The organism is Mesorhizobium sp. M0174, assembly GCF_040322275.1.
Classification (GTDB): Bacteria; Pseudomonadota; Alphaproteobacteria; order Rhizobiales; family Rhizobiaceae; genus Mesorhizobium.
Genome location: NZ_JAMYTB010000002.1, coordinates 273,753 through 300,502 on the forward strand (window position 1 = coordinate 273,753; position 26,750 = coordinate 300,502).

Annotated in this window: 26 protein-coding genes; 13 read left to right on the top strand and 13 right to left on the bottom strand. The window is 64.4% G+C overall.

From position 1 onward, the window contains the following. Window positions 1–43: 43 nt before the first annotated feature. Window positions 44–1,198 (bottom strand): PA0069 family radical SAM protein, encoded by a 1,155-nt coding sequence (locus tag NKJ13_RS04790; RefSeq protein ID WP_352505247.1) that lies wholly within the window; start codon window positions 1,196–1,198, stop codon window positions 44–46. 151 nt (window positions 1,199–1,349) lie between these two features. On the opposite strand from NKJ13_RS04790, the gene NKJ13_RS04795 reads away from it, so the two are divergent. Next, entirely contained in the window at window positions 1,350–1,853 is a 504-nt protein-coding gene (locus NKJ13_RS04795; protein WP_023716858.1) for a glycosyltransferase, read from the top strand. 189 nt (window positions 1,854–2,042) lie between these two features. Further along, on the top strand, window positions 2,043–3,017 hold the full coding sequence (locus NKJ13_RS04800) for a phytanoyl-CoA dioxygenase family protein (protein WP_352701642.1): 975 nt from the start codon (window positions 2,043–2,045) through the stop codon (window positions 3,015–3,017). A gap of 33 nt (window positions 3,018–3,050) precedes the next feature. Here the strand turns inward: NKJ13_RS04800 and moaB are convergent, their stop codons facing one another. The 6 genes from moaB to NKJ13_RS04830 all read right to left on the bottom strand — a co-directional run bounded on the left by moaB (window position 3,051) and on the right by NKJ13_RS04830 (window position 6,745). Beyond that, on the bottom strand, window positions 3,051–3,593 hold the full coding sequence (gene moaB / locus NKJ13_RS04805) for a molybdenum cofactor biosynthesis protein B (protein ID WP_352777170.1): 543 nt from the start codon (window positions 3,591–3,593) through the stop codon (window positions 3,051–3,053). Further along, window positions 3,580–4,482 carry a 4-(cytidine 5'-diphospho)-2-C-methyl-D-erythritol kinase gene (locus NKJ13_RS04810; protein WP_352505454.1) on the bottom strand — a complete coding sequence of 301 codons (903 nt, stop codon included), beginning with the start codon at window positions 4,480–4,482 and terminating at the stop codon, window positions 3,580–3,582. The genes moaB and NKJ13_RS04810 overlap by 14 nt, the downstream gene beginning before the upstream one ends. A 26-nt stretch (window positions 4,483–4,508) precedes the next feature. Next, window positions 4,509–4,694, bottom strand: coding sequence for a hypothetical protein (locus NKJ13_RS04815; RefSeq protein ID WP_292665400.1), 186 nt, complete (start codon window positions 4,692–4,694; stop codon window positions 4,509–4,511). 81 nt (window positions 4,695–4,775) lie between these two features. Further along, complete coding sequence (locus NKJ13_RS04820) at window positions 4,776–5,633, bottom strand: S49 family peptidase (protein ID WP_352505244.1); 858 nt, start codon at window positions 5,631–5,633, stop codon at window positions 4,776–4,778. Window positions 5,634–5,720: 87 nt separating this feature from the next. Then, window positions 5,721–6,521: a tRNA1(Val) (adenine(37)-N6)-methyltransferase gene (locus NKJ13_RS04825; RefSeq protein ID WP_352777172.1), complete on the bottom strand. Its 801-nt coding sequence runs from the start codon at window positions 6,519–6,521 to the stop codon at window positions 5,721–5,723. Beyond that, on the bottom strand, window positions 6,521–6,745 hold the full coding sequence (locus tag NKJ13_RS04830) for a putative signal transducing protein (RefSeq protein ID WP_023674082.1): 225 nt from the start codon (window positions 6,743–6,745) through the stop codon (window positions 6,521–6,523). The genes NKJ13_RS04825 and NKJ13_RS04830 overlap by 1 nt, the downstream gene beginning before the upstream one ends. A 160-nt stretch (window positions 6,746–6,905) precedes the next feature. Here NKJ13_RS04830 and NKJ13_RS04835 point away from each other — a divergent pair, with 160 nt between their 5' ends. After that, window positions 6,906–7,922, top strand: coding sequence for a polyprenyl synthetase family protein (locus tag NKJ13_RS04835; RefSeq protein ID WP_254818409.1), 1,017 nt, complete (start codon window positions 6,906–6,908; stop codon window positions 7,920–7,922). Window positions 7,923–7,946: 24 nt separating this feature from the next. On the opposite strand, the gene NKJ13_RS04840 is transcribed toward NKJ13_RS04835, so the two are convergent. Further along, entirely contained in the window at window positions 7,947–9,383 is a 1,437-nt protein-coding gene (locus NKJ13_RS04840; protein ID WP_352777174.1) for an MFS transporter, read from the bottom strand. Between the two features lie 104 nt (window positions 9,384–9,487). On the opposite strand from NKJ13_RS04840, the gene NKJ13_RS04845 reads away from it, so the two are divergent. From NKJ13_RS04845 to NKJ13_RS04855, 3 genes are all read left to right on the top strand, one after another. Then, the gene (locus NKJ13_RS04845; RefSeq protein WP_352737080.1) at window positions 9,488–10,093 is read left to right on the top strand and encodes a TetR/AcrR family transcriptional regulator; all 606 of its coding nucleotides are present in this window, start codon (window positions 9,488–9,490) and stop codon (window positions 10,091–10,093) included. 209 nt (window positions 10,094–10,302) lie between these two features. Beyond that, window positions 10,303–12,078, top strand: coding sequence for a tetratricopeptide repeat protein (locus NKJ13_RS04850; RefSeq protein ID WP_352777423.1), 1,776 nt, complete (start codon window positions 10,303–10,305; stop codon window positions 12,076–12,078). A gap of 87 nt (window positions 12,079–12,165) precedes the next feature. Then, window positions 12,166–13,086: a glycine--tRNA ligase subunit alpha gene (locus tag NKJ13_RS04855; RefSeq protein ID WP_352777425.1), complete on the top strand. Its 921-nt coding sequence runs from the start codon at window positions 12,166–12,168 to the stop codon at window positions 13,084–13,086. A gap of 102 nt (window positions 13,087–13,188) precedes the next feature. On the opposite strand, the gene NKJ13_RS04860 is transcribed toward NKJ13_RS04855, so the two are convergent. After that, complete coding sequence (locus NKJ13_RS04860; protein ID WP_023674088.1) at window positions 13,189–13,362, bottom strand: hypothetical protein; 174 nt, start codon at window positions 13,360–13,362, stop codon at window positions 13,189–13,191. Between the two features lie 236 nt (window positions 13,363–13,598). Between NKJ13_RS04860 and glyS the strand changes: the two genes are divergently transcribed. After that, complete coding sequence (gene glyS / locus NKJ13_RS04865) at window positions 13,599–16,193, top strand: glycine--tRNA ligase subunit beta (RefSeq protein WP_352777176.1); 2,595 nt, start codon at window positions 13,599–13,601, stop codon at window positions 16,191–16,193. A gap of 35 nt (window positions 16,194–16,228) precedes the next feature. Here the strand turns inward: glyS and NKJ13_RS04870 are convergent, their stop codons facing one another. Continuing rightward, window positions 16,229–16,618: a hypothetical protein gene (locus NKJ13_RS04870; RefSeq protein WP_352777179.1), complete on the bottom strand. Its 390-nt coding sequence runs from the start codon at window positions 16,616–16,618 to the stop codon at window positions 16,229–16,231. Window positions 16,619–16,819: 201 nt separating this feature from the next. On the opposite strand from NKJ13_RS04870, the gene NKJ13_RS04875 reads away from it, so the two are divergent. The 3 genes from NKJ13_RS04875 (at window position 16,820) to NKJ13_RS04885 (ending at window position 20,001) form a co-directional block, all read left to right on the top strand. After that, entirely contained in the window at window positions 16,820–17,809 is a 990-nt protein-coding gene (locus NKJ13_RS04875; RefSeq protein ID WP_352777180.1) for an L-threonylcarbamoyladenylate synthase, read from the top strand. A 9-nt stretch (window positions 17,810–17,818) separates the two neighbouring features. After that, the gene (locus NKJ13_RS04880; RefSeq protein ID WP_352777182.1) at window positions 17,819–19,249 is read left to right on the top strand and encodes an FAD-binding oxidoreductase; all 1,431 of its coding nucleotides are present in this window, start codon (window positions 17,819–17,821) and stop codon (window positions 19,247–19,249) included. Window positions 19,250–19,434: 185 nt separating this feature from the next. Then, the gene (locus NKJ13_RS04885) at window positions 19,435–20,001 is read left to right on the top strand and encodes a DUF6101 family protein (protein ID WP_023674094.1); all 567 of its coding nucleotides are present in this window, start codon (window positions 19,435–19,437) and stop codon (window positions 19,999–20,001) included. On the opposite strand, the gene ubiA is transcribed toward NKJ13_RS04885, so the two are convergent. Further along, window positions 20,002–20,985 (bottom strand): 4-hydroxybenzoate octaprenyltransferase, encoded by a 984-nt coding sequence (gene ubiA / locus NKJ13_RS04890; RefSeq protein WP_352777426.1) that lies wholly within the window; start codon window positions 20,983–20,985, stop codon window positions 20,002–20,004. 156 nt (window positions 20,986–21,141) lie between these two features. On the opposite strand from ubiA, the gene purD reads away from it, so the two are divergent. Further along, window positions 21,142–22,419: a phosphoribosylamine--glycine ligase gene (gene purD, locus NKJ13_RS04895; protein WP_352777184.1), complete on the top strand. Its 1,278-nt coding sequence runs from the start codon at window positions 21,142–21,144 to the stop codon at window positions 22,417–22,419. 21 nt (window positions 22,420–22,440) lie between these two features. Here purD and NKJ13_RS04900 read toward each other — a convergent pair whose 3' ends face one another. Further along, a complete protein-coding gene (locus NKJ13_RS04900; RefSeq protein ID WP_502901881.1) occupies window positions 22,441–23,601 on the bottom strand; it encodes a glycoside hydrolase family 25 protein in 1,161 nt (386 codons plus the stop codon). Between the two features lie 121 nt (window positions 23,602–23,722). Continuing rightward, window positions 23,723–23,953: a hypothetical protein gene (locus tag NKJ13_RS04905; RefSeq protein ID WP_352689748.1), complete on the bottom strand. Its 231-nt coding sequence runs from the start codon at window positions 23,951–23,953 to the stop codon at window positions 23,723–23,725. Window positions 23,954–24,177: 224 nt separating this feature from the next. On the opposite strand from NKJ13_RS04905, the gene NKJ13_RS04910 reads away from it, so the two are divergent. Together NKJ13_RS04910 and NKJ13_RS04915 are read left to right on the top strand one after the other, a co-directional pair. Further along, window positions 24,178–25,941, top strand: a complete 1,764-nt coding sequence (locus NKJ13_RS04910) for an acyl-CoA dehydrogenase family protein (protein ID WP_352689747.1) — start codon at window positions 24,178–24,180, stop codon at window positions 25,939–25,941. Between the two features lie 53 nt (window positions 25,942–25,994). Then, window positions 25,995–26,747, top strand: a complete 753-nt coding sequence (locus NKJ13_RS04915; protein ID WP_352689746.1) for a crotonase/enoyl-CoA hydratase family protein — start codon at window positions 25,995–25,997, stop codon at window positions 26,745–26,747. The last annotated feature ends 3 nt before the right edge of the window (window positions 26,748–26,750 follow it).

Sequence of the window (26,750 nt, forward strand, 5' to 3'; positions counted from 1 at the left end):
GCCTTCTGCGGCCGCTTCAAAGCGGCTGGCGCGAGACGCTTTGTCACAGCAGCATCAGCTGCTCGGTTGCCTTGGCAGCGGGGACGAACTGGTCGGTCCTGAGCGAGCGCCGTTCGGCATTGAGGCCGAGCCGTTTGGCGGCGATCTCGAAACGCCGGCCGATCTGCCAGGCATAGGGGCCGGAGCCTTTCATGCGCTTGCCCCATTCCGAATCGTAGTCCTTGCCGTCGCGCATCGAACGGATCAGCGACATGACGTGGCGATAGCGGTCGGGATAGTGGCGCAGCAGCCAGTCCTTGAAGATCGGCGCGACCTCCAGCGGCAGGCGCAGCAGCACATAGCCGGCTTCACGCGCGCCCGCTGCCTGCGCCGAATCGAGGATGCGCTCCATTTCCGGGTCGGTCAGTCCGGGGATGATCGGCGCGACCATCACCGAGGCCGGAATGCCGGCGTCCGAAAGCTGTCTGACCGCCTCCAGCCGCTTGGTCGGCGTCGACGCGCGCGGCTCCATCGTTCTGGCCAGCATCCTGTCCAATGTCGTCACCGACAGCGCCACCTTGGCCAACCCTCGCTCGGCCATGCGCGACAGAATGTCGATATCGCGGATCACCAGTGCCGATTTGGTGACGATGCCGACCGGATGGCCGCGCGCCTCCAGAACTTCGAGGATCTCGCGCATGATCCGGTATTGCTTCTCTATCGGCTGATAGGGATCGGTGTTGGTGCCTATGGCGATGGTGCGCGGCTGGTAATTGTCCCTGGACAATTCCTTGTCGAGCAACCGCGCCGCATCCGGCTTGGCAAACAGCTTCGATTCGAAATCCAGCCCCGGCGACAAGCCCATGAAGCTGTGCGTCGGCCGCGCGAAACAATAGACGCAGCCATGTTCGCAGCCGCGATAGGGATTGATCGAGCGGTCGAAGGAGATATCGGGCGATTCGTTGCGGGTGATGATGGTGCGCGGCTTCTCGACCTGTACCTCGGTCCTGAAGGGCGGCAGCTCCTCCAGCGAATTCCAGCCGTCATCGAACACATGCCGGCTGACCGGCTCGAAACGGCCGGACGGATTGATGCCCGCCGACCTGCCGCGATTGCGGTCCGGACGGACGCGCATGCCGCTCTGCTCGATCATCGCATTCGCCATCTCGGCCCTGCCAGCGCCGAAGGCGGCAATGTCGGCACGCACGATCTGTTCCATTTTGGCCCTTTCCCAGGGACTATCCGCCCGCTGTCGAATCGCTCTGCTCATGAATGTATTCCTATCGCATCGATGAGAACAAAGCAAGAACTTTCTCGCGGCGCGCCGCAAAAACTGGCGCTGCCCACCGCTTTCCGCTATTCGGCTAAACATGCTCAGCGTCCTGATCGAAACCCTGAATGACGAGGAGGGCCTTGCCCGCACGCTCGCCTCGCTGATCGGCGGCGCGGTCGAGGGCGTGGTGCGCGACGTTCTCGTCTGCGACACCGGCTCGACCGATCAGACGCACCGCGTCGCCGAACATGCCGGCTGCCACTATGTCAGCGGCGGCATCGCTGCGGGCATCAGGCAGGCCAAGGGCGACTGGCTGCTCTTGCTGGAACCGGGCGCGCGGCTGGGGGAGGGCTGGATCGACGAGGTCGTCGCCCATACCGCCAGGCAAACCATGGCGGCGCGATTTTCGCGGGCACGCGGCAGCCGCGCGCCCTTCCTGTCACGCGTCTTTGCCGGAAATCGCGCTCTCGCCGAAGGCTTGGTGATCAGCAAGCGTCAGGCCGCCGCGCTATCAAAGAGCGCCCGCAGCGCCGAAGCGATCGCCCGCGGCCTGGCGACCAGGAGGCTCCACGCCGAGATCTGGGTGGCGCCGCGGAAGTGACGGCTTACCATCCCGGCCTAGGGAATGCCGCCCAAGCAAATTTTCTGGCGGGTCGTCGCTTATTGTGCATTGCACAAAATCTGGCCGGGGGTTACCATTCCCTGCGAAACGGGCGAATGGGTTTGGGGTGTGCCGGAGCGGCGGCGACGACTATCGTCGATGCTGTTCCATCGACATTTGAGGACCCCGATGACCCTTTCAAGCCCCGACAAGTCCGGCGCTGCAAGCCTCGAGGCGATCGCACGCAACGGCGGTACGCTGCGCCGCATCGCCGCCCGCATCCCGACCTATCTTTCCGACCTTCGCGAGAATCCGGCATGGCTGCCGATGTTCATGCTGGCCCGCACCATGCCGGCGCGGCGCCTGCACTGGCGCGGTGCAAAGCCCGTTCCGCCGGCGCGCAATGTCGGTGAAACGATGTTCGCCGGCGTCGATCGCGATGCCGTCGTCGGCGCGCTGCGGACGGAGGGGCTCTATTCGGGCCTGATGCTGCCGGCCGCCATCCATGAGGAGATTGCCCGCTTCGCCGAGCGCACGCCATGCTTCGGCAATTTCGACCGCCGGCTGGAATTCCTGCCCGAAAAACACGCCGATGCCGAAAAGCATTTCGGCCGCCCGCTGCTCAGCGGTCACTATTTCGAACGGGTCCTCGACTGCAACGCTGCGGTCGCCGTGCAGCGCGATCCGCTGCTTCTCGATATCGCAGCGCACTATCTCGGCAGCCAGGCCAAGCTGATCACCACCCGCGTCTGGTGGAGCTTTCCGACCGGTGGCGTCTCGGACGCCGACAAGAACATGGCCTCGCTCGGCAAATACCATTTCGACCTCGATGACTGGCGGATGCTGAAGTTCTTTTTCTACCTGGTGCCGGTCGACAACGACACCGGGCCGCATGTCTATGTCCGCGGCTCCCACAACCGCCGCATCCTGAAGCATCAGCTGACGCTGCTTGTCGGCCATTCGGCGGAGGAGGTGCTGGGCGTCTATGGCGAGCAGAGCCCGGTCACGCTGACCGGGCCGGCCGGCCTCGGCTTTGTCGAGGACCCGTTCGGCTTCCATATGGGCACCGTGCCGACGCGCACGCCGCGGCTGATGATGGAGGTCGGCTTCGGCGTGTCGCCGCCCTCGCGCCGCCGTTTTCACGGCGAGCCGGTCATTCGCTAAACCGAGGTCGCTTGGCTGATACCTTGGCTCGCCTCAGCCGCGCCGCAAATGCTCGTCCAGCCGCGGCATGATCTCGACGAAGTTGCAGGGCATTTGCCGGTAATCGAGCTGCGGCTTCAAGATGCCGTCCCAGGCGTCCTTGCAGGCGCCGGGCGAGCCCGGCAGCACGAAGACGAAGGTGGCGTTGACGACGCCGCCGGTTGCCCGGCTCTGGATCGTCGAGGTGCCGATCTTGTCGTAGGATATGCGGTGGAACACTTCGGAAAAGCCGTCCATGCGCTTTTCGAAGATCGGCTCCAGCGCTTCCGGCGTCACGTCGCGGCCGGTGAAGCCGGTGCCGCCGGTGGTGATGACGACATCGATCGCTTCGTCCCTTGACCAACCTAGGACCTTGTCGCGGATCTTGTCGCGGTCGTCGGTGACGATGTCGCGGGCGGCGAGGATGTGGCCGGCCTCGGCAATACGGTCGGCCAGCGTCTGCCCGGATTTGTCGTCGACGAGGCTGCGCGTATCGGAAACGGTCAGTACCGCGATGCGCACGGGAACAAAGGGGCGGCTCACGTCAATCCTGGCCATGGGCATCAGCCTCCGATCTCACGCTTCGCGTCGCCGCGACAAACCAGTCGGGATGGCGGCCGCGGATATCGACGGCCGCGCGCTTGGCCACGTTGCCGGTCTCGAACAGCCCGAAGCAGGTGGCGCCGGAACCCGACATCCTGGCAAAACCGGCTCCGGCCTTGTTAAGCACGGAAAGCGCCTTGCCGATGGCGGGCTGGATTGCACGCGCCGCAGGTTCGAGATCGTTGCGGGTGATCTCCAGCCAGTTGCGGATGCTGTGGAAGTCGAGGCTGTGCGGCAGCGGCGGCAGCGCCGCATTGTCGCGGCGGCCAAGCGCCTCGAACACGTCGGCCGTCGAGACGGCAGTGCCGGGATTGACGAGCACCAGACCCAGCGCCGGGAAATCCGGCACGAGTGTCAGCTCGTCGCCGACGCCGCGGGCTATCAGTGGCTTAGCAGCGAGGCACATCGGCACGTCGGCGCCGAGCGACAGGCCGATCCGCGCCAGTTCGGCATCGTCAACATCAAGTCCCCAGGTCTGGATCAGGGCGCGCAGCACAGCCGCCGCGTCGCTCGATCCGCCTCCGACACCGGACGCGACCGGCAGGTTCTTTTCGAGCCGGATGGCGACAGCCGGCGCGTGTTGGGAACCGGCCTCGCGACGCAGTGCGTCGCGCGCTCTCACCACCAGATTATTGTCGTCGACCGGCACCGCGGAGGCGTATTTGCCGGACACGGAAAACCCATCGCTGTCGGCAAGTTCTGTCTCGATGCGGTCGCCGAAGCGCGTGAACACAGCCAGGCTTTCGATCATGTGATAACCGTCGGCGCGCCGGCCGGTGACGTGCAGCGCGAGATTTATCTTGGCGTGCGCATGCAATGCCCGGAGGCTGGCCTCGGCGTTGATTGGCTCGGCCGCGAGGGGGACGACGGTCAATCCTTGGCCAGACGGTATTCGCCGGTCTTCGGATCCTTGACCAGTGTTCCCATGGTCCCGTTGGCCGTCTGCTTTTCGGCCCGACGTACCTTGGCGGTCACCCGCTCGGCTTCCCTGACGAAGGAGCGGTAGCCGAAATAGGCGGCAATGCCGACGACGGCGAAGAAAATGATCTGCGGCATGTCAAACTCCTCCCTCGCAAGGCCGGCAAGGCCGCCGGTCGGGTCGGTTGATGATTTATGCTAGACGCTTTCACCGGCTTTTCAAAGCCCGAAGCGCGCCCACAGCGCGCGCTCTTCCGCCGCATCGATGACGCCGCTTGCCGCGGCGGCAGCGATGTCGGGCGCCGACAAGCTCGAGCCGAACAGGCCGAAGCGGCCGAACAGGCCGCGCGGCGCGGTGATCAGCTTGAGCTGGGTTTTCGGCCCGAAACGGCTCTTCAGCACGCTGCGCATGTCGCCGAGCGCATCGACCAGCCCGAGTTCAAGCCCCTTCTTGGCCGTCCAGAACAGGCCTGTGAACAGGTCGGGATCGTCCTTGAGCTTGCTGCCGCGCCTGTCCTTGACGAGGTCGATGAAGGTCTCGTGGACCTCCAGTTGCAGCGCCTTCAGGCGCTCGACGTCCTCCTTCTTTTCCGGTTTGAACGGGTCGAGCACCGCCTTGTTCTGGCCGGCGGTGTGGACGCGGCGCTCGACGCCGATCTTCTTCAACAGCTCCGGAAAGCCGAACGAGGCCGACACCACACCGATCGAGCCGACGATGGAGGACGGGTCGGCAAAGATCTCGTCGCCCGCGACCGCAATCATGTAGCCGCCCGATGCCGCCACGTCCTCGACGAAAACCAGGACTTTCTTGTTCTTCTCGCTCGCCAGGTCGCGGATGCGCCTGAAGATCAGCCGCGACTGCACCGGCGAGCCCCCTGGCGAATTGATCGAGATGGCGACCGCCGGCGCATCGAAGGAAAACAGCTTTTCGAGAAGACCGGCGGTGGAAGCGAGCGACAGGCTCGGCCGGAACTGGCCGCCGCCGGGCATGATCGTGCCGTGCAGCCGGATGACCGGAATGGTGACGACGGTGGAGCGCCAGGATTTCGGCAGCAGGCGGTTGAAAAGGCGTTTCACGAGGGGGCGGTCTCCGGTCGATTTGCTTGAGGCATGTAGGAATTCGCCGGCCAACGGCAATGCCGTCACCCCGGCAATCAGAATGGATCAGTCTCCGAACAGCGACGCCAGCCCGTTATTGATCAGCTCTGCCCGCTCCGAAGGGCCATTGCCTGAGTAGGCATGCAGCATCAGCGGTGGCTGGATCGACAGCTTGCCGCGTGCGCCGAGTGCTGCCCGGACGACGATGCGGATCGCTGCCGCCTCGGGGCGAGGATGGACGGCCAGCATCTCGGCGTCGCCGAAGCGGCCGGCAACGGCATCGAGGATGGCGCCGAGCTGTTCCGGCCGGGCGATGACGGCCAGCCCGCCGCCCGGCCTCACCACCGCGGCCGCGCTGCGGATCCAGCTGTCGAACAATCCATCCTCCGAGACATGCGCGGCCTTTCTCAGCGGATCGGGCGTCGCGCGATCCTCGGCGGCATTGAACGGCGGGTTCATGATGACGAAATCGAAGCTGTTGTCCTCGAGGCCGGCGGCCGTTCGCGCCCGGCCCGACAGCGCGACATCGGCGACGAGCACCGAGGCGCGGTCGCTGAGATGCGCATTGCCGGCATGGGCAAGCGTGGTGGTGGCGAAGGCCGCCATTTCCGGGGAACGCTCGACAAGCACGGCCGCGGCAGCGGGGCAGCGCGACAGCACCGCCAGGCCCGCGGCACCGGCACCCGCGCCAAAGTCGGCCAGCCGCCCGGCGAAGGAGGACGGCACGGCAGCCGCCAGCATCATCGCATCCATGCCGGCGCGGTGGCCGGCCTTTCTCGGCTGCACCAGCCAGAAGCGACCACGATGGAAGGCATCGACCGTGTGAGTCGGCATGTCCGGGACAAGGGCAGCGGGCGACGCGGACATTATTTTTGGCGGATCTCGTTGGCGATGCCGGCATCCGTCAGGATGCGCCGTGCCGCATCGGCCTTGTCGGCGTCCACCATGACACGGCGGGGCAGGATGCCGATCGAGCCGTCGAGCACGCTCATGTTCTGGTCGGCGACGAAACAGCCGATACCGGCATCGCGCATCAGCGATTCGACAAACGAAATGATGACAGCGTCGTTGGTGCGGATGAGCTCTATCATCGGATGAAACTCGCAGTTTGCGGCGTTGATGTAAACGTAGGCGTGATCATGTACCAGAGCCGGCGCGCCAATTCGCCTCTTGCCGCACCGGTGGGTGACACCCTAGAGTCTGTCCAGGGACCATGTTGCCGTCGTGCATATCGAGGTTGGGAGTTTTGCCGTGGGTGTCGTTCTCAACATTGAAAACGGGAAGCGCGAAGCCGCCTCGATAAAGGACCTCATCGACCTGACCGCGGCCGACATGGGGCGCGTCAACAAATTGATCCTGTCGAAGGCCGGCTCCGATGTCGAGATGATCCCGGAGATCGCCAACCATCTGATCTCGTCCGGCGGCAAACGGCTGCGGCCGATGCTGACGCTCGCCGCCGCCCAGATGTTCGGCTATTCCGGCGACGGCCATGTCAAGCTCGCCACATCGGTCGAATTCATGCACACCGCGACACTTCTCCACGACGACGTTGTCGACGAAAGCGGCATGCGGCGCGGCAAGAAAACGGCGCGCATGATCTGGGGCAACCAGGCCAGTGTTCTGGTCGGCGATTTCCTGCTCGGCCAGGCCTTTCGCATGATGGTCGATGTCGCCTCGCTGGAAGCGCTCGACATCCTGTCGAGTGCGGCCTCGGTGATCGCCGAAGGCGAGGTGATGCAGCTTGCCGCCGCCAAGAACCTCGAAACCACCGAGGACGAGCATTTCGCCGTGATCAAGGCCAAGACCGCGGCGCTGTTCTCAGCTGCCGCCGAGGTCGGCCCGGTCATCGCCCAGGCGACGCGCAACGATCGCGCAGCACTCCGCTCCTACGGCATGAATCTCGGCCTTGCTTTCCAGCTGATCGACGACGCGCTGGATTATGGCGGCACCAGCAAGGATCTCGGCAAGAATGTCGGCGACGATTTCCGCGAGGGCAAGGTAACGCTGCCGGTGATCCTCGCCTATCGGCGCGGCACCAAGGCCGAGCGCAGCTTCTGGAAACGCGCCATCGAGGACAATGCCGCCGACGATGCCGGGCTGGAAAAGGCAATCGGCCTGATGCTCCGCCACGGGGCGATTGCCGACACCATCGGGCGCGCCCGCCATTTCGGCGAGATCGCCCGCGACGCCCTGGCGCCGCTCGAAGCGACGCCGCAGAAGTCTGCACTGATCGACGTCATCGATTTCTGCATCAGCCGGGTGAATTGACAGCCATCGGCGCCCGCGCCGTTCTCATCGCGCCTTTGCCGGAAGAACCATTGCTGCGAGCAGGCTGACGACGATGCCCGCCGCCGCGAACCAGAAGGCGACCTGGATGCCGTCGGCGACGGCAATTTTCAACGCATCGCCGGACAATTCGCCGATTTGGCTGTTCGCAATCGCGATCAGCACGGCCATGCCGATGGCGTTGCCGACATTGAGTGTCGTCGAAGCCATGCCCGAGGCGACGCCTTGCTGATCATGGGCAACGCCGGAAGCGGCGGCAATCCACATTGCGGTCCAGACGATGCCTTGTCCGACGCCGGAGACGATCAGGCCGGGTACGAGGGACAGATAGCTGCTCTCCGCGGTTGCGCCTGATACCATCAATGCAGTGCCGACCGCGCCGACGATCATGCCGCCGACCAGCGTGCTGCGCGTGGAAAAGCGCGTCGCCAGACGCTCGCCGGCTTGCGTGCCGGCGGCGATGGCGACCGACGGCACGAGAAAGGCGAGGCCCGTCTGCAAGGCAGTGAAACCGTGCACGTTCTGCAGCAGCACGGTGAGGAAGTAGGGCAGCGCTCCGAAAGTCGCCATGTAGAGGAAGGTTATCGTCATGCCGGCGACGAGGCTGCGGTTGTAAAACAGGCGCAGCGGCATCAGCGGATCGGCGCTCTTCGCCTCGATCATCGTGAAGGCGATCAGGAAGAATGCCGCCAGTGCTGCGCTGACGATAATTGCGGTCGATCCCCAGCCATACTCAGGCCCCTGAACCAGGGTGAAGACAAGCAGCGTCGCCCCGGCGGTGACGGTCAATGCGCCCGGCAGATCGAAGCTACGGTGCTCGTGCCGCTTGCGATCGCGCGGGATGATGGCGAAAGCCGCGATGATGGCGATCCCGGCCAGCAGCACGTTGACGTAGAAGACCGACGGCCAGCCAAAGGCGCTGGTCAGAAACCCGCCGGCAAGCGAACCGAACGTCAGGCCGCTGGCGCCTGCGCCGCCCCAGACGGCGAGCGCCCGGTTGCGTTCCGGTCCTTCGGCGAACAGACGGTTGATCAGCGACAGCGTCGCCGGAAACAGGAATGCGGCGCCGATGCCTTGGACCGCGCGTGCCGCAATGATGATTTCCGGTGACCATGCCAGGCCGCCGACAAGCGAAGAAAGCGCGTAGAGCCAGAGTGCGAAGATGAAGACGCGGCGCTGGCCGATCAGGTCGGCGGCCCGGCCGCCGAACAGCAGGAAGCCGCCGGTAAAGACCGTGTAGGCGCTCACCACCCATTGCAGGGTCTGACCGGAAAATCCGAGGCCGGCGCCGATCTCCGGCAGCGCCACGAAGACGATGTTGAGGTCGAGCGAGATGATGAGCTGCGCTAAGGCGAGCAGCGCCAGCGTTGCGCCGCGCTTCACACCGGTCGTCTCTTGCGTTGCGATTGCCCCGAGCGGCGCACCCTGATCCAGTGAACTCATGTCGGTCTCCTTGTCGACAATTATTTAATGATCAACAAAGAATTGAGATTTGCAATCCGAAGTCAAGCGTATTATTTGTTGATCGACAAAAATTGGAGGTCGCAATGGCGGGAAGGCCAAGGGAGTTCGACCGCGATCAGGCGCTGGAGAAAGCCCGGGACGCTTTCTGGAGACGTGGCTACGAGGGCACCTCGATGGCCGATCTCGTTTCGGCGCTTGGCCTCGCATCGGCGCGCATCTATGCCGCCTTCGGCTCGAAGGAGGATCTGTTTCGCGAAGCGGTGGCACTTTACGAGGCCAATGAGGGCGGCTTTGCCACACGCGCGCTGCAGGAAGAACCAAACGTCCGGGGCGTCATCGAGCGCATGCTTCGCGACGCCGTCGAAATCTATACGCGGCCGGGGCAGCCGCAGGGCTGCATGGTGGTGACGGCCGCCACCAATTGCGCCGTCGAAAACGACGCCGTGCAGCAATGGCTGGCGGAGCATCGGCTGGCGCGTACCGCATCGATCGTCGAGCGGTTGAAGCAAGCGGTGCGCGAAGGCGAATTGAAGCCGGGTACCGACGCCGAGACGTTGGGTGATTATTACGCCACGCTGATGCACGGCCTTTCGGTGCAGGCACGCGACGGCGTGCCGAAAAAGCGGCTGCACGATCTTGTCACCGTCGCCATGCAGGCGCTCGACGCAAGCCTTTCGCAAACGTCCTGAGTTCCGGGCCGTGACGCCGGTTTCCCATGGTCGGATTGTCGCAATGCGGTCGTGCGACCTCTTTCGGCATGGTTTATTAGTTGCTTTACCCGATTGTGAATTCGGGCCGGGTTGAAGCGTGACCCCAAAAAGGCCATGCTTTACCTGTAAAGATCGAGTCTACGGCGATCCCGCTGACGCGGAGATGGCGTTTGGCTGAAAGGGATATGATGCGGCAAGGATATGCGCGCTGGCTGACGGGGCTGGCAATCGCGACGGGCATGGCGATCTCGGCTTTGCCGGCGCATGCCAGACAGACCGCCGAGCCGGTCAGGATCACATCCTTCTCGGGAGCCTATCTCGCGGCGCGGATTGCCGAAGGCGACAACGACCTCGACAGCGCCATTTCCTATTACAAGCAGGCGCTCGCGTTCGATCCGAACGATACGGGACTGCAGCAGAGCCTGATGCTGTCGCTGATCGCGCAGGGGCGCTTCGACGAGTCCCTGGTCTATGCCGACAAGCTCAAGGCGGTTCCCGACGTCGAGCGCTTCTCGCGCCTGGCGCTGGCGATCGATTCCTTCCACAAGAAGGATTTCTCCAAGGCCGAATACTGGCTCAAGCTGTCGCTCGAATCCGATCTCGACCGGCTGATCTCCGGCGTCATGACCGGCTGGGCCAAGCAAGGTGACGGCGACGCCGGCGAGGCCATGGCTTCCATCGACAAGCTGCAGGGCCCCGACTGGTTCAGCCCGTTCAAGTCGTTCCACCGTGCCTTGATTGCCGACGCCTCGGGCCTGCCCGACAGGGCGGATGCGCTCTACACCGCCACCCTGCAAGACACGGCCGCTGGCGGTGCGGCGCCCGAAACATGGATGCGCAACGCGCAGGCCTACGCCTCTTTCCTCGCCCGCAAAGGCGACAAGGCCAAGGCGCTGTCGGTGCTCGACAAGGCCGAGGCGTTTGCGCCCGGCAAGGTCGAGATTGCAGCGCTTCGCGACAAGATCAACAAGGGCGAAAAGATCGAACCATTCGTTGCCGGTCCCTCGGACGGCGCCTCGGAGATCCTGCTCGATCTCGCCACCGCGCTCAACCGCGGCGGCGGCGAGCCGTTCGTGCGGCTTTATCTGCGATATGCCCTGGCGCTGCGGCCCGGCAACGACGCGGCGCTCGTTCAGCTTGCCGCGGTCGCCGAGCAGTTGAAGGACGGCGAGGGCGCCATCGCGCTCTATCGCCGCATTCCCGCCGGCTCGCCGCTGAAGGAGCTTTCGGACCTGCAGCTTGGCCTCAACCTTGCCGATCTCGACCGCAATGACGAGGCGATCGCTCACCTCAAGGCCATCGTCGATGCGCATCCAGACGACATGCGCGCCTATCTGGCGCTCGGCGGCGTCTATTCCGCGAAGGAGGACTTCCGCTCCGCCGCCAATCTTTACGACAAGGCAGTCGAGGTGCTGAAGACGCCGACCGCCGCCAACTGGAACATCTTCTACCAGCGCGGCATCGCCTATGAGCGGCTGAAGGAATGGCCGAAGGCCGAGCCGAATTTCCGCAAGGCGCTGGAGCTCTACCCCGACCAGCCGCAGGTCCTGAACTATCTCGGCTATTCCTGGGTCGACAAGAACATGAACCTCAAGGAAGGCCTCGCGATGATCCAGAAGGCCGTCGACCTGAGGCCGAGCGACGGCTACATCGTCGACTCGCTGGGCTGGGCCTATTACCGCCTCGGCCAGTTCGACGACGCGGTGCGCGAAATGGAACGCGCCGTTTCGTTGAAGCCGGAGGATCCGGTGCTCAACGATCACCTCGGCGACGCCTACTGGCGCGTCGGCCGCAAGCTGGAAGCCACCTTCCAGTGGAACCAGGCCCGCGACCTGAAGCCGGACCCGGATGTGCTTGCCGCCTTGCAGCAAAAGCTGATGAAGGGCCTGCCGCCGATCGAATCCAACACGGCGCAGGAAACCCCCAAGGTGAAGGCCGAGCCGGCGCCCGCCCCGAAGGGATGACTCCATCGCCTTGACGGTCGCGGAGCGGCACTCTACGAGGTGCCGCATCCGCCGGAGGCCGCCGTGACCGTTGATATCCCTGCCCATATGCATCCCAGCCGCTCGTTCCAGGGGCTGATCCTGACGCTGCATAATTACTGGGCGGACTATGGCTGCGTCGTCCTCCAGCCTTACGACATGGAAGTCGGCGCCGGCACATTTCATCCGGCCACGACATTGCGCGCGCTCGGCCCAAAACGCTGGAACGCCGCCTATGTCCAGCCCTCGCGCCGCCCCAAGGACGGCCGCTATGGCGAGAACCCGAACCGACTGCAGCACTATTACCAATACCAGGTGATCCTGAAGCCCAATCCGCCCAATCTGCAGGAGCTTTACCTCGGCTCGCTGGCCGCGATCGGCGTCGATCCGCTGCTGCACGACATCCGGTTCGTCGAGGACGACTGGGAAAGCCCGACGCTGGGCGCCTGGGGGCTGGGTTGGGAGTGCTGGTGCGACGGCATGGAGGTGTCGCAGTTCACCTATTTCCAGCAGGTCTGCGGCATCGAATGCGCACCGGTAGCGGGCGAGCTCACTTACGGGCTGGAGCGGCTGGCCATGTATGTCCAGGGCGTCGACAATGTCTATGACCTCAACTTCAACGGCCGCGAAGGCGCCGACAAGGTGACCTATGGCGACGTCTTCCTGCAGGCCGAGCAGGAATATTCGCGCCACAATTTCGAATTCGCCAACACCGCGATGCTGCTGCGCCATTTCGAAGACGCCGAAGCCGAGTGCAAAGCGCTGCTACAAGCCGGCGCGTCGGCGTCGAACGACAATGTGGCGATGCACAGGATGGTCTTCCCAGCCTACGACCAGTGCATCAAGGCCAGCCACGTCTTCAACCTGCTCGACGCACGCGGCGTCATTTCGGTCACCGAGCGCCAGAGTTACATCTTGCGGGTGCGCAATCTGGCCAAGGCCTGCGGCGAGGCGTTTCTGCTGACCCTGGCGGGCGGAATGGCGGCTTAAAGCGCGTCGCGTTCGACCGGCCTCATGCGACGCGCTTTAAGTTCTTGTTTTGATGCATGTCGTTATCGCAAAACCGCTGCACACTTTTGCGCGACATGCACATTAGCTCCAGGCGATTTCGACAGGAGCGCTGATTGGCAACGTACCTTGGCCGCTTGCACCGGCTATCGTCCGCAGCGCTTGCCTGACGCCGGGCATCGAGAACGTGCCATGCACCTGTGCTGTAAAACAGGCGCTGAGCGCGAGGATCTGCAGGAATGTCGATGCCGTTTTCATTCGTTCAGCCAATAGTTCTCTGCCTGAGCGTTGGTCGCTTCAGCGCTGCGTTCGGTTGATGGAAATCTTTGACCCAAGGACGGGCGGACCGCTTCGTGTCCGACAGGCGGATGAATTTTTTCGGAAATCGCCGTTGGATGCCGCGATCGTGCAGGCCCGACTTTGCTGGGAAGGGTGACAGCGGCCGGCCGAGTTGCTATGCCCCGCCCGGACCATTTGCCGCGTGAGCACACTCAATGCCCGACCTGCTTTTAGAACTCCGTTCGGAAGAGATTCCTGCTCGTATGCAGAGAAAAGCTGCCGGCGACCTGAAGAAGCTGCTGACCGACGGTCTGGTCGAGGCCGGGCTGACTTATGAGGCGGCGCGCGAATATTGGACGCCGCGCCGGCTGGCGCTCGACATCCGCGGTCTGACCGCCCGCTCGAAGGACATAAACGAGGAGATCAAGGGCCCCTCGACCAAGGCGCCCGAGCAGGCGGTGCAAGGTTTTCTGCGCAAGGCCGGCCTTGCCTCGATTGCCGACGCGCATGTTCATTCCGATCCGAAGAAGGGCGACTTCTATGTCGCCCATATTGCCAGGCCGGGCCGGCCGGCCGAGCAGATCATCGCCGAGCTGGTGCCGGGCATCATCCGCAACTTTCCCTGGCCGAAATCGATGCGCTGGGGGCCGGCTTCGGCCAAGCCCGGCTCGTTGCGCTGGGTGCGGCCGCTGCAATCGATCCTGTGCACCTTCGGCCCCGAAACCGAGGAGCCGGTGGTGGTCGATTTCGAGATCGACGGCATCCGCTCGGGCAATGTCACCTACGGCCACCGTTTTCATGCGCCGGGCGCCATCACGGTGCGCCGCTTCGACGATTATGTCGCCAAGCTTGAGGCGGCCAAGGTCGTGCTCGATGCCGACCGACGCAAGGAGATCATTCTTGCCGATGCCAGGAACCTCGCCTTCGCCAGCGGGCTCGACCTCGTCGAGGACGAGGGGCTGCTGGAGGAAGTGTCGGGCCTGGTCGAATGGCCGGTCGTGCTGATGGGCGAATTCGAGCAGGATTTTCTGACCATTCCGGCCGAGGTGATCAGGCTCACCATCCGCGCCAACCAGAAGTGTTTCGTGACGCGGCCGCACAGTACCGGCGAAGACCTCTCCAACCGCTTTATCCTGACCGCCAACATCGAGGCCAAGGACGGCGGCAAAGAGATCGCCCATGGCAACGGCAAGGTGGTACGCGCGCGCCTGTCCGACGCGCTCTATTTCTGGAAGACCGACCAGGGCGACCTGCCGGATCTCGACCAGCTGCAGGCATCGGCGCAAAAGTTCGGGCTCGATCTAACCAAACCGCTCGACCAGCGCATGGCCCGCCTCGACCATCTCGGCGTCACCTTCCACGCCAAGCTCGGCACGCAGGGCGAACGGGTGGAGCGCATCAAGCGGCTGGCGGAAGAACTGGCGCCGGTCGTGGCGAGTTCAATCTCCCCCCTTGAGGGGGAGATGGCCGGCAGGCCAGGGGGGGTCGCTTCGCGTGAAGCGCCGGCATCCTCTGCCCAAAATAGGAAGCCGCGTCAGGACGTGCCGACCCCCTCTGTCGCCTTCGGCGACATCTCCCCCTCAAGGGGGGAGATTCCCGCGCTGGCGCGTCGCGCTGCCGTTCTGGCCAAGGCCGATCTCACCACCGAAGTCGTCGGCGAATTCCCGGAACTGCAAGGCGCCATGGGCCGCAAATACGCGCTGCTGCAGGGCGAGCATCCGTCGGTCGCCGCCGCGATCGAGGAGCATTATAAGCCGCAAGGCCCGTCCGATAACGTGCCGACCGATCCGGTTTCGATCGCAGTAGCGCTTGCCGACAAGCTGGATACGCTGGTTGGATTCTGGGCGATTGATGAAAAGCCGACGGGATCGAAGGACCCTTATGCGCTGCGGAGAGCGGCCCTGGGGGTAACGAGGATACTGATTGAGAACGGGATTAGGTTGTCCCTGAAATCTGTGGCCAATGTCGCGTCCGAAAATATTGCTGATCACATACGCGATCCCGAACTCGACCGACAGTTCGAAATTGCTGCGGAGCTAGAGCAGCAACTCGGGGGAGATTCGCTTACCGATCTCGTCATCGAACGCGATTCCGCAATCTCAAACAACACCTTTGAGCGTTCTGGAGAAAGGCAGCAGCAAGAGATCAACAACCTCCTGTCCTTCTTCCATGACCGCCTCAAAGTCTATCTCCGCGATCAGGGCGCCCGGCACGACCTGATCGACGCCGTACTCGCGGCAGGTTCGCGCCCAATCTCCCCCCTAGAGGGGGAGATGTCGGCGAAGCCGACAGAGGGGGGCGCTGTCCCGCCAGCCTCTCATTCTGTCGCGCCCCCCTCTGCCCTGCCGGGCATCTCCCCCTCTAGGGGGGAGAGTGGCCTATCGCAAAACGACGATCTCCTGCAGATCGTCCGCCGTGTCGAGGCGCTTGGCTCCTTCCTCGACACCGAGGACGGCAGGAACCTGCTTGCCGGCACCAAGCGCGCGGCCAACATTGTGGCTGCCGAAGAGAAGAAGGGGACGGCGATCGCAACCAGCGTTGAGCCGGCTCTGTTCCGGGAGAACGCCGAAAAAACCTTGTTCGCCGCGGTGAATCAGGCCGAGAGGCAAGCCGGCGAAGCAATTCAAAACGAAGACTTTTCCGCCGCCATGCTGGCGCTTAGCGTGTTGCGCGAGCCAGTTGATTCATTCTTTGAGAAAGTCCTGGTAAACGATGAGGACCAGGCGGTGCGCGCCAATCGCCTGGCATTGCTCGCCCGCATCCGCGCGGCGACGGACCGGGTCGCCGATTTCTCGAAAATAGCCGGCTGACATCCGCGAAAAAATCATCGCTTGTGCTTCAGGCCCTATTTGGGCTGGTCGGGAGCTGCTAGCGGCGCAGGCTGCGGCGCTGCCGGCTCAGGGGTTTTGCTGGCGACCTTTGGATCGGCCTTGCTGTTCGCGGCGGGCGCGGCAGCGGTGGCCGGCGCGGCTTTGGGCGCGGGCGTTGCAAAGGCATCGCCGACGATACCGCCGCGAATGATCATCGGGCTTCTGTCGAAGCCATGACTCGGCTGGCTCGGGATTACCGCGACCTTTTCATCGGTGACGGTTTCATTAACGTCAGGCAAGTTCTCGCCGAGCGCGACGATCGACGGTGTTTTCGCCCGTTCGAGCGCGCCGGCACTTACCACCGACGGCGTTGCAGTCGTCTGCCCGACAAAAACCAGCGACGAGGCCTGCGCCGTGCCGGCCATAGCCGCAAGGCCAAGCGCACCAACGATACGCATCGAAAACATGATAGTTCCCCTTGTCCAAGAAGACGGCACCCTAGCCGAGGGCAATTGATGCCGGCTTGCGAGGAAGCATAGCATTTTAGCGATTTGCGATTCGCCGACGCCTGGGCTTGCCCGCCCGGCGTCGCCGTACTAGGCACCCGCATCCGTGAGGTGACGACAGTGGCTGAAATTCGTGCCGTCGGCGAGGCGATGGAAAGAGCGTTGGCGCTGCTCGAGAGCGGCGATGTCGTCGCCATCCCGACCGAGACCGTCTATGGGCTGGCCGGCGACGCGACCAACGGCGTTGCCGTGGCTCGTATCTTCGAAGCCAAGGGCCGACCTCGCTTCAACCCGCTGATCGCCCATATTGCCGATCCGGCGATGGCCGAGCGCATCGCGCTGTTCGATCCGCTGTCGGAAAGATTGGCGCAGGCATTCTGGCCGGGGCCGCTGACGCTCGTGCTGCCGCAACGGCCCGGCAATGGCATTCATCCGCTGGTCACCGCAGGGCTGGACACCATCGCGCTGCGCATGCCGAAAGGCTTTGGCGGCGAGCTGATCGCCAGGCTCGGTCGCGCGCTGGCGGCGCCCAGCGCCAATTCCTCGGGCAGGATCAGCGCCACGACGGCGGAAGCCGTGGCCGCCGACCTCGGCCCCAGGATCAAGCTGGTGGTCGATGGCGGCGCGACGCCGGTCGGGCTGGAATCGACCATCCTCAAGGTCGAAGCTGGAAAGCTGCGGCTGTTGCGGCCCGGCGGTATTGCCGCCGAAGAGATCGAAGCGATCGCCGGGGTGAAGTTGCTCCGCGGCGCTTCGGCCATCGAGGCGCCCGGCATGCTCGCCTCGCACTATGCACCAGGTGCGGCGGTACGGCTCAATGCTGCGGAGGTCGCACCGGGCGAAGCCTTGCTGGCCTTCGGCCGCAGCCGTGCCGAAGGCTGGCGCGATGCAGCCGCACTGCGCAATTTGTCGGAGACCGGCGACCTGCGCGAGGCAGCGAGCAATCTCTTCGCCCATCTGCAGGATCTCGATCGCAGCGGCGCCAAAACCATCGCCGTCGAACCGATCCCGTTCGACGGGCTGGGCGAGGCGATCAACGACAGGCTTTCGCGCGCCGCCGCCCCGCGTGACAAGATCGCCCCTCGTGACAAGATGGATTGGGCACCATAGTTTCCACCCATGAACGACATTTCCCTCGACCTCGACCCCGCCGTCGTCGCGCGCTTTGCGGCAATCGTCGGCGACAAATATGCGCTGCGCGACCAGCAGGACATCGCGCCTTACCTCACCGAGCGGCGCGGACTTTGGCATGGCAGGACGGCGCTGGTGCTGAGGCCGGGGACCGTCGAGGAGATCAGCAGCATCATGCGGCTGGCGACCGAAACCGGCACGCCCATCGTGCCGCAAAGCGGCAACACCGGGCTGGTCGGTGCCCAGGTGCCCGACTCTTCCGGCCGCGAGATCGTGCTGTCGCTGTCGCGGCTGAACCGCATCCGCGAGATCGATACGCTGTCAAACACGGTGACGGTCGAAACCGGCGTCATCCTGCAGACGCTGCAGGAAGCGGCCGATGCCGCCGACCGGCTGTTTCCGCTGTCGCTTGCCGCGCAAGGTTCCTGCCAGATCGGCGGCAATCTCTCCTCCAACGCCGGCGGCACCGGCGTGCTTGCCTACGGCAATGCGCGCGAGCTGTGCCTCGGCGTCGAAGTGGTGCTGCCGACCGGCGAAGTGTTCGACGACCTGCGCAAGCTGAAAAAGGACAATACCGGTTACGATTTGAAGAACCTGTTCGTCGGCGCGGAAGGCACGCTCGGCATCATCACCGCCGCCGTGCTCAAGCTTTTCCCCAAGCCCAAGGGGCGCGAGGTGGCGTTTGCCGGCCTGTTATCGCCGGAGGCGGCACTGTCGCTGTTCAGCCTGGCGATGGATCGTGCCGGGGCAGCGCTCACCGCCTTCGAGCTGATCGGCCAGAGGCCCTACGACTTCACGCTTGCCCACGCACAAGGCGTGGTGCGGCCGCTGGCCGGCGATTGGCCGTGGTATGTGCTGATGCAGATCTCGTCGGGCCGTTCGGCCGACGATGCCAGGGCGCTGATCGAGGAGGTGCTGGAGGCAGGCCTCGAGCAAGGGATCGTCGGCGATGCGGTGATCGCGGCAAGCATGGCCCAGGGCGACGCGTTCTGGAATTTCCGCGAGGTGCTGCCCGAGGCGCAGAAACCGGAAGGTGCCTCGATCAAGCACGACATCTCGGTGCCGGTGGCGTCAATCCCGCCATTCATCGAAAAGGCCGCCGGCGCCGTGCAGTCGGTCAGTCCCGGCGCACGCGTCGTCTGCTTCGGCCACATGGGCGACGGCAACCTGCACTACAACATCTCCCGGCCGGTCGACGGCGATGACGAAGCGTTTCTCGGCCTTTACCACGTCATGAACAAGGCCGTGCACGACGTCGTGCGCTCGTTTCATGGCTCCATCTCGGCCGAGCACGGCATCGGCCAGTTGAAGCGGGACGAATTGATCGCGACGGCACCGCCGATGACGATCGAGCTGATGCGCAGGGTGAAGGCCGCGTTCGACCCGGCCGGCATCATGAATCCCGGTAAGGTTATCTGATCCTTTCGCCGGTCTGCGCCGGTTCGCAATCCGATAACCATCCGCCCCGGATCAGCAAAATTTAACCGACTTTCTTAAGCGCGAGGATAAGAAGCTCGCGCTAATGTTTCTCCACAACGAGGCTGGGAAAACCGGCCCGGAGAACCGGAAACACCGGCTCTCAGGAGAAACAGGAAAGGCACGACATGAACACTGGACTGAAGCCAGTCTGGGCCGGCCGCAATATGCGTCTCGACCCATTCCGCCTGCCGCAGGTGGTGAGCTACGCCACGCGCGACGACTATGGCGACGTTACCTTCACCATCGACCAGCGCGGCGCGGTTATCCGCCGCACGCTGGAGATGAGCGGCGTGCCGGCGATCATCGCTCTGCCCGCCAACGCGTTTCGCGGCGTCGCCGCCCGCGCCATGGAGGATCCGGATGGCAATGTCACAGTGACGCTCGAGCTTCTGCACAACGATCCGATGCTGTCGGTGCCGCTGCTGGTCGCCGACGATCTCGACGATGTCGCCGCCGACTGGCGCGCCTGGGCCGACGCCTACCGGCTACCGATGCTGCTGATCGAGGCCGACGGCATTGCCCGCACGCTGGAAGAATCGCTCGGCGCCGCCATCAAGGCGCTGCCGGCGCAGGACCGCCGCAAGGGTCGCGTCTCGACCATGCGCCGCCCGCGCTTCCTCGCCCGCCGCCGCGCCGGCGATCTCGGCCTCAGGCTGGTCATCGGCGGCGAGGAGCTTATTTCGCGGGAGTAGCTAAACCAGCGGCTTCAGCGCCACCCAGGCTGCGCCGCCGATCAGCCCGAGGAAGATCAGCCAGCCGACTTGGTTGTTCGATCTGAACAGCCTCAGGCACTGGTCCGGATCGTCGATGTCGAGCACGGCGATCTGCCGCGCCATATGCGCGCCGGCGGCGATCAGCCCGGCGAGCGCCGGCACCGGTGCCTGCGCCGAGGCAAAGGCAATGGCGAAGCAGACCAGCGCTCCGCCATAAAGCCCGGCCAGCCAGGCTTTGGTGTTATCGCCGAACAGGCGCGCCGTCGAGCGCACGCCGACGATGGCGTCGTCTTCCTTGTCCTGATGCGCATAGATCGTGTCGTAGCCGATCACCCACAGAATCGAGCCGATGTAGAGCATGATTGCCGGCCCATCGAGATCGCCGAACTCGACCGCCCATCCCATCAGCGCTCCCCAGGAAAAGGCAAGGCCGAGTACCAGTTGCGGCCAATTGGTATATCGCTTCATGAACGGATAGATGGCGACGATGACCAGCGAGCCGATGCCGAGCGAGATGGCAAAGCTGTTGAACTGCAAAAGCACGGCGAGGCCGACCAGTGCCTGCAGGGCAACAAACATCCAGGCCTGTCGGCGCGTGACCTTGCCGGCCGGCAGCGGCCGCGAGCGCGTGCGTTCCACCTGGTTGTCGATGTCCTCGTCGACCAAATCATTGTAGGTGCAGCCGGCGCCACGCATGGCGAACGCACCGAGAAAAAACAGCAGCAGGTACCACGGCGACGGCAGCAGCGAGAGCAGCGGATCCGTCGGACGCGGATAGGCGCTCGCGGCAAGTGCAGCCGACCACCAGCATGGCCACAGCAGCAATTGCCAGCCGATCGGCCGGTCCCACCGGGCAAGCTGCGCATAGGGCCACAACCCCCGCGGCAGCGCGCGATAGACCCAGTGGCCGCTCGGCGCATCGGCGACGCGGCCTTGGGCCGCTTTCGACTGGACGGTTTCCATTTTGCTGAAGTGGCAGCAGAGGCGAATGCCGTCAAGCGTCAAGCAGCCCCCGCGCGCTCGCCACGCGCAATCGGCGCGTCGGCAGCCAAATGTCTTGACCCGTCGGGCGCGGCGCAATAGCGCAGTCCTGGTCTTGGAATGACGAGGAATCTGGGCATGCGTGTTTTACTGATCGGCTCCGGCGGACGAGAACATGCGCTGGCATGGAAGATGGCGGCGTCACCGCTGCTGACCAAACTCTATGCGGTGCCCGGCAATCCGGGGATCGGCCGCGAAGCCGAGCTGGTGAAGCTCGATATTGCGGATCACACGGCGGTGGCCCGGTTTTGCCGCGAGAATGAAATAGACCTCGTCGTGGTGGGGCCGGAAGGGCCGCTGGTCGCCGGCATTGCCGACGACCTGCGCGCCGAGGGCATCCGCGTCTTCGGCCCGTCAAAGGCGGCGGCACGGCTGGAAGGATCAAAGGGTTTCACCAAAGACCTCTGCGCCAAATACGGCGTCCCGACCGCCGCCTATGGCCGCTTCGGCGATCTGGCTTCGGCCAGGGCGTATGTCGAGAAGGCGGGTGCGCCGATCGTCATCAAGGCCGACGGCCTAGCTGCCGGCAAGGGCGTCACCGTCGCCATGACGCTTGACGAGGCGCGGACCGCGCTCGACGCCTGTTTTGATGGCTCCTTCGGCCAAGCCGGCGCGGAAGTGGTGGTCGAGGAATTTCTCGTCGGTGAAGAAGCAAGTTTCTTCTGCCTGTGCGACGGCACCACCGCGCTGCCCTTTGGCACGGCGCAGGACCATAAGCGCCTCAGTGACGGCGACACCGGCCCGAACACCGGCGGCATGGGCGCCTATTCGCCGGCGCCGGTGATGACGCCGGAGATGATCGACCGAACCATGCGCGAGATCGTCGAGCCGACCATGCGCGGCATGGCTGAAACAGGCGCTCCGTTTTCCGGCGTGCTGTTCGCCGGCCTGATGATTACTGACAAGGGGCCAAAGCTGATCGAATACAACACCCGTTTCGGCGACCCGGAATGCCAGGTGCTGATGATGCGGCTGAAGGACGATCTGCTCGTCCTGCTCAACGCCGCCGCTGACGGCCAACTGGCGCACACCTCGGTGCGCTGGCGCGACGACGCGGCGCTCACCGTGGTGATGGCGGCCAGGGGTTATCCCGGAGCGCCGGAAAAGGGCTCGGTCATCCGCGGCGTCGAGGCGGCGGCGGGCGAGGGCGTCGAGATATTTCATGCCGGCACCGCGATAAACGGCGGCGCACTCGTCGCCAATGGCGGTCGCGTGCTCAACATCACGGCGACCGGCCGCACCGTCGGCGAGGCGCAGAAGAGGGCTTACGCCGCGCTCGACAGGATCGACTGGCCGCAAGGCTTTTGCCGCCGCGACATTGGCTGGCTGGCACTGGCGCGCGAGCAGTCGAACTGACGCTTCAGGCGGCCTCCGGCTTCAGTGCAGGCCGCTGTAGAATTCGGTCGAGACGGTGCTGACCGCACCGGCGGCGGAGACAATTCCAGGGTCCGATGCCGCACGCTTTTCGTTTCGCATCCAGGCAACATATTCGGCAATCCCGCGGGGAAGGCTCGGCGTCGTCTTCGCAGCCGGCATTTGAAAGCCGCTGCTGAAGCTGGCCAAGCGCGCCCTAAATACCGCGACCAGTTGCTCGAGGCTCGGGGGTGCTGCCACGGTGGCGTAGGTCATAGCAGTGCCGGCGAGCCCCGCCTCGCGTGAGAGCGGCACCGGTATCAAGGCGAGATAATCCGGCTGCACGTCGATCAGGCCGCCGAATGGCCACTGCGCGCGCAATTCCGTCGCGTTCATCGGCGCGACGCTGACGTCGATATCGTTGGGTGTGCCCGCGACCCGGTAGGGACAGCGGAACCGGCCGCAATTTGCTCGCGCCGAAAACTGCCAGAGCGCATAGCCCTGCCAGTTGCCCATCGGAAAATGCAGGCCGATGTCTGGCTTGTAGCGCGCATACCACAGCGGCAGCCGGGACAGGAGCGGGTATTTATACTTGTTGTCGGCGATATGCCTGGCTGTCGTGCCGTTGGTGTAGAGCACCGGAAAGCGGCCAACCCGACGATGCACATGGCGCACGAATTCCTCGGCATTTTCGAGCGACATCCATTGGGTGGGATCATCGTCCTCGATATCGAGGGCAAGCAGGTCATCCGGCCCGGGTTTCACGAAATTGATGAAATTATTGGCCTGTCCCACGGGGTTGCCGGGGCGGGCGAGATGATAGGCACCCCATTTCAGGCCCAGTGCCTTGGCCACCACCTTGCGCGTCTGGAACAGTTCCTGTGCCATCGCATGGCGTTTCCAGAGCGTCTTGCACAGCCGCAGCTCGGTCTCGTCGCCGAAACAGAAATAGGGTGGCGGCATTCCGTCCGATGCCTTGTTGATGAAGCCGACAAGACGCTTGTCGGCGGCTAGCCGGGTCCAGTCGATGGAATTATATTCGTAGGCGTCGACGACCAGCGCCCGGTCCGCATCCTTCCAAGGTTCGGAGAAATCCGAGGCCTTTGCCGGCGTCAGCGCCAGGGTCATCGCGGCCGCGACAAGGAGGAGCGCTGAGCGGACAAGGGGGCGCGCCGGCGTCTTCAAACAGCAGATCCTTGCTGGCCAAAGCCATATCCTGAACGGCCATGGTTAAGGAAATGCTCTCGATCGCGGCCCGGGGACGCCACGGCTCGGACAGCTTCTCCGTCGATGGTTTTGATGGTCGTCAATGTCGAGAGCGGGTTTGAAACGGGTCGGGCGCCGGCACTTGCGACAGCGTTCCCGCCGTCTCGCGCTTACGGTGACGGGCGAGCGAGCATTGCGGCGAGCACAATATGCCGCGATCAGACCAATAGCCTGCTCCGTTCTCCATCTTACCTTCGTGATAGCAAAAACCGGTCGCCCGGTAGGGCAGGCCGCATTCGATGCAGCGATAGGCGTCAGGTCTGGCGAGCACGGGCGGTCCGATCCGGTATTCCTGATTCCGCCGGTCGAACTTATCCCGGCTTTTGGCGAATTTAGCCTGCGTCGCAGCAATTGGCAAAATCCGCGTGACAAAGTTTGACGTTTACGTAAAAAGAAGATCGCCAGGGAAGCCGAAAGCAGATGATTTTGCCTCGGCACGGGTCTTAAGTAGACCTTCCGGACTGAGGGCGGCCGGACGGAGGAGGAGCGAGCGCCATGTATCGGGCACCGGTCGAGGAAATCGCCTTCACCCTGAAGCATGTCGCCGGCTTGAAGCCGGCGCTCGATGCCGGCACCTTTGGCGAACTCGGTGAGGACCTCGTTGACGCCATTCTGGCCGAGGCCGGCCGCTTCGCCAGCGAGGAGGTGGCGCCGCTCTACACGATCGGCGACCAGCACGGCGCGGTGCTCAACGGCGCTGCCGTCACTACCCCGCCGGGCTGGAAAGAACTTTATCGCCGCTGGATCGGCGGTGGCTGGAATGCGCTGTCGGCGCCGGAAGCGTATGGCGGCCAGGCGCTGCCGGCCATGCTCGGCGTCGCCGCGCTTGAAATGTGGAACTCCGCCTCGATGGCGTTCGGCATCGCCCCGACGCTGACCATGGGCGCGGTCGAAGCACTCGACAAGCATGGCTCGCAGGCGCTCAAGGCCAAATATCTGGAAAAACTGGTCTCCGGCGAATGGATGGGCACCATGAACCTGACCGAGCCACAGGCAGGCTCGGACCTGAATGCCTTGCGAACCCGCGCCGAACCGGTCGGCGACGGCAGCTACCGCATCTTCGGGCAAAAGATATTCATCACCTATGGCGAGCACGATTTCACCGACAACATCATCCATCTGGTGCTGGCGCGGCTGCCGGACGCACCGCCCGGTACGCGCGGCCTGTCTTTGTTCCTGGTACCGAAATTCCTCGTCGGCGACGATGGCGCGCTGGGCGCACGAAACGACGTCTTCTGCTCCGGGCTGGAGCACAAACTGGGCATCCACGCTTCGCCGACCTGCACGATGATCTATGGCGATGGCTTCGAAGGCGCTGCGCCCGGCGCGATCGGTTGGCTGGTCGGCGAGGAGAACAAGGGCCTCGCCTGCATGTTCACCATGATGAACAACGCGCGCCTTGCCGTCGGCATGCAGGGCGTGGCGGTCGCCGAGGCGGCGATGCAAAAGGCGCTCGCCTATGCAAACGACCGCCGGCAAGGCAAGGCGGCGAGCTATCGCGGTGCCGGCATGGCGCCGATCGTGCATCACCCCGACATCCAGCGCAGTCTTCTGACCATGAAGGCGCTGACCCAGATTGCCCGCGCCATCTGCTATTCCTGCGCCCACGCCATCGATCTCGCGTCGCGGAGCGAGGATGCAAAGCACTGGCAGGAGCGCGCCAATCTCTTGACGCCGCTGGCCAAGGCGTTTTCCACCGATGTTGGCGTCGAGGTCGCCTCGCTTGGGCTGCAGGTGCATGGCGGCATGGGATTCATCGAGGAGACAGGGGCAGCGGCGCTTTATCGCGACGCGCGCATTGCACCCATTTACGAAGGCACCAATGGCATCCAGGCGATCGATCTGGTGACGCGCAAGCTGCCGCTCGGCGGCGGTCAGCATGTGCATGGCTACATCGCCGAGCTCAAGGCCGTCGCCGATGCGGTGCGAGCGTCGAACCTTGAGGGCTTTGGCCGCACCGCCGATCGCCTCGACCAGGCGCTTGATGACCTGTCACAGGCGAGCCGTTCCCTGCAAGACCTGCAGGCCGAAGGCCGTCCGGACCAGGCGTTGGCCGGCGCCACACCTTATCTCAGGCTGATCTCGCTTGCCGCCGGCGGCGCCTATCTGGCGCGCGGCGCGCTTGCCGACCAAAGCCGCATCGCGCTGTGTCGGTTCTTCGCCGAGAACCTGCTTGGCGAAGCGGGCGCGCTCAAGGAGCGCGTCATCGGCGGCGCCGACAGCCTTGCCGTTGCCGGCAAAGCGCTGATTTCAGCCTGACGTTCGCACGCGCCGAAATTCACAAAGGCCCGAAATTCACAAAGGACCAATCCGTGACAGACCACATCCTCGTCGAACGCCAGGGTGCCATCCAGATCATCCGCATGAACCGTCCGGACAAGAAGAACGCCCTGACCCGCGCCATGTACGCGACGATGTCGGCGGCTCTTGCCGGCGGCGACGCCGATCCGGCAATCCGCGTCCATGTCTTTCTCGGCGTGCCCGGTGCCTTCTCGTCCGGTAACGATCTTGCCGATTTCATGGTCGTCGCCTCGGGCGGCGAAGGCGGTACCGAAGTCTGGGATTTCCTGATGGCGCTGGCCAAAGCGGAGAAGCCGATGGTTTCCGGCGTCGACGGCATTGCGGTCGGTATCGGCACCACGCTCAACCTGCATTGCGACCTGACCTTCGCCACGCCGCGCACAATGTTCCGGACGCCCTTCGTCGATCTCGGCCTTGTGCCGGAGGCAGGATCGAGCCTGCTCGCACCGCAGATCCTTGGCCGGCAAGGCGCCTTCGCGCTGCTTGGCCTCGGCGAGGGCTTTTCGGCCGAGCGCGCCAAGGCCGCCGGGCTGATCTACGAGGTGGTCGAGGAAGAGGCACTCGAAGCATCGGTATTGGCGGCGGCGGGCCAGATCTCGGCCAAACCGCCGCAAGCGCTAAGGATCGCGCGCGACCTGATGCGCGGCTCGCGCGACGACCTTGTCGAGCGCATCGGCAAGGAAAGCCAGCATTTCCGCGAGCGGCTCAAATCCGAGGAGGCCCGCGCAGCCTTGACGGCCTTCATGGCCAGGAAAAAGGCCTAGACC

Bases quoted from the DNA above. Each gene is read 5' to 3' on its own strand.
- NKJ13_RS04790 (WP_352505247.1), bottom strand. From the start codon at position 1,198: ATGGAACAGATCGTGCGTGCCGACATTGCCGCCTTCGGCGCTGGCAGG.
- NKJ13_RS04795 (WP_023716858.1), top strand. From the start codon at position 1,350: ATGCTCAGCGTCCTGATCGAAACCCTGAATGACGAGGAGGGCCTTGCC.
- NKJ13_RS04800 (WP_352701642.1), top strand. From the start codon at position 2,043: ATGACCCTTTCAAGCCCCGACAAGTCCGGCGCTGCAAGCCTCGAGGCG.
- moaB (WP_352777170.1), bottom strand. From the start codon at position 3,593: ATGGCCAGGATTGACGTGAGCCGCCCCTTTGTTCCCGTGCGCATCGCG.
- NKJ13_RS04815 (WP_292665400.1), bottom strand. From the start codon at position 4,694: ATGCCGCAGATCATTTTCTTCGCCGTCGTCGGCATTGCCGCCTATTTC.
- NKJ13_RS04825 (WP_352777172.1), bottom strand. From the start codon at position 6,521: ATGTCCGCGTCGCCCGCTGCCCTTGTCCCGGACATGCCGACTCACACG.
- NKJ13_RS04830 (WP_023674082.1), bottom strand. From the start codon at position 6,745: ATGATAGAGCTCATCCGCACCAACGACGCTGTCATCATTTCGTTTGTC.
- NKJ13_RS04840 (WP_352777174.1), bottom strand. From the start codon at position 9,383: ATGAGTTCACTGGATCAGGGTGCGCCGCTCGGGGCAATCGCAACGCAA.
- NKJ13_RS04845 (WP_352737080.1), top strand. From the start codon at position 9,488: ATGGCGGGAAGGCCAAGGGAGTTCGACCGCGATCAGGCGCTGGAGAAA.
- NKJ13_RS04850 (WP_352777423.1), top strand. From the start codon at position 10,303: ATGCGGCAAGGATATGCGCGCTGGCTGACGGGGCTGGCAATCGCGACG.
- NKJ13_RS04855 (WP_352777425.1), top strand. From the start codon at position 12,166: ATGCATCCCAGCCGCTCGTTCCAGGGGCTGATCCTGACGCTGCATAAT.
- NKJ13_RS04860 (WP_023674088.1), bottom strand. From the start codon at position 13,362: ATGAAAACGGCATCGACATTCCTGCAGATCCTCGCGCTCAGCGCCTGT.
- glyS (WP_352777176.1), top strand. From the start codon at position 13,599: ATGCCCGACCTGCTTTTAGAACTCCGTTCGGAAGAGATTCCTGCTCGT.
- NKJ13_RS04870 (WP_352777179.1), bottom strand. From the start codon at position 16,618: ATGGCCGGCACGGCGCAGGCCTCGTCGCTGGTTTTTGTCGGGCAGACG.
- NKJ13_RS04880 (WP_352777182.1), top strand. From the start codon at position 17,819: ATGAACGACATTTCCCTCGACCTCGACCCCGCCGTCGTCGCGCGCTTT.
- NKJ13_RS04885 (WP_023674094.1), top strand. From the start codon at position 19,435: ATGAACACTGGACTGAAGCCAGTCTGGGCCGGCCGCAATATGCGTCTC.
- ubiA (WP_352777426.1), bottom strand. From the start codon at position 20,985: ATGGAAACCGTCCAGTCGAAAGCGGCCCAAGGCCGCGTCGCCGATGCG.
- purD (WP_352777184.1), top strand. From the start codon at position 21,142: ATGCGTGTTTTACTGATCGGCTCCGGCGGACGAGAACATGCGCTGGCA.
- NKJ13_RS04910 (WP_352689747.1), top strand. From the start codon at position 24,178: ATGTATCGGGCACCGGTCGAGGAAATCGCCTTCACCCTGAAGCATGTC.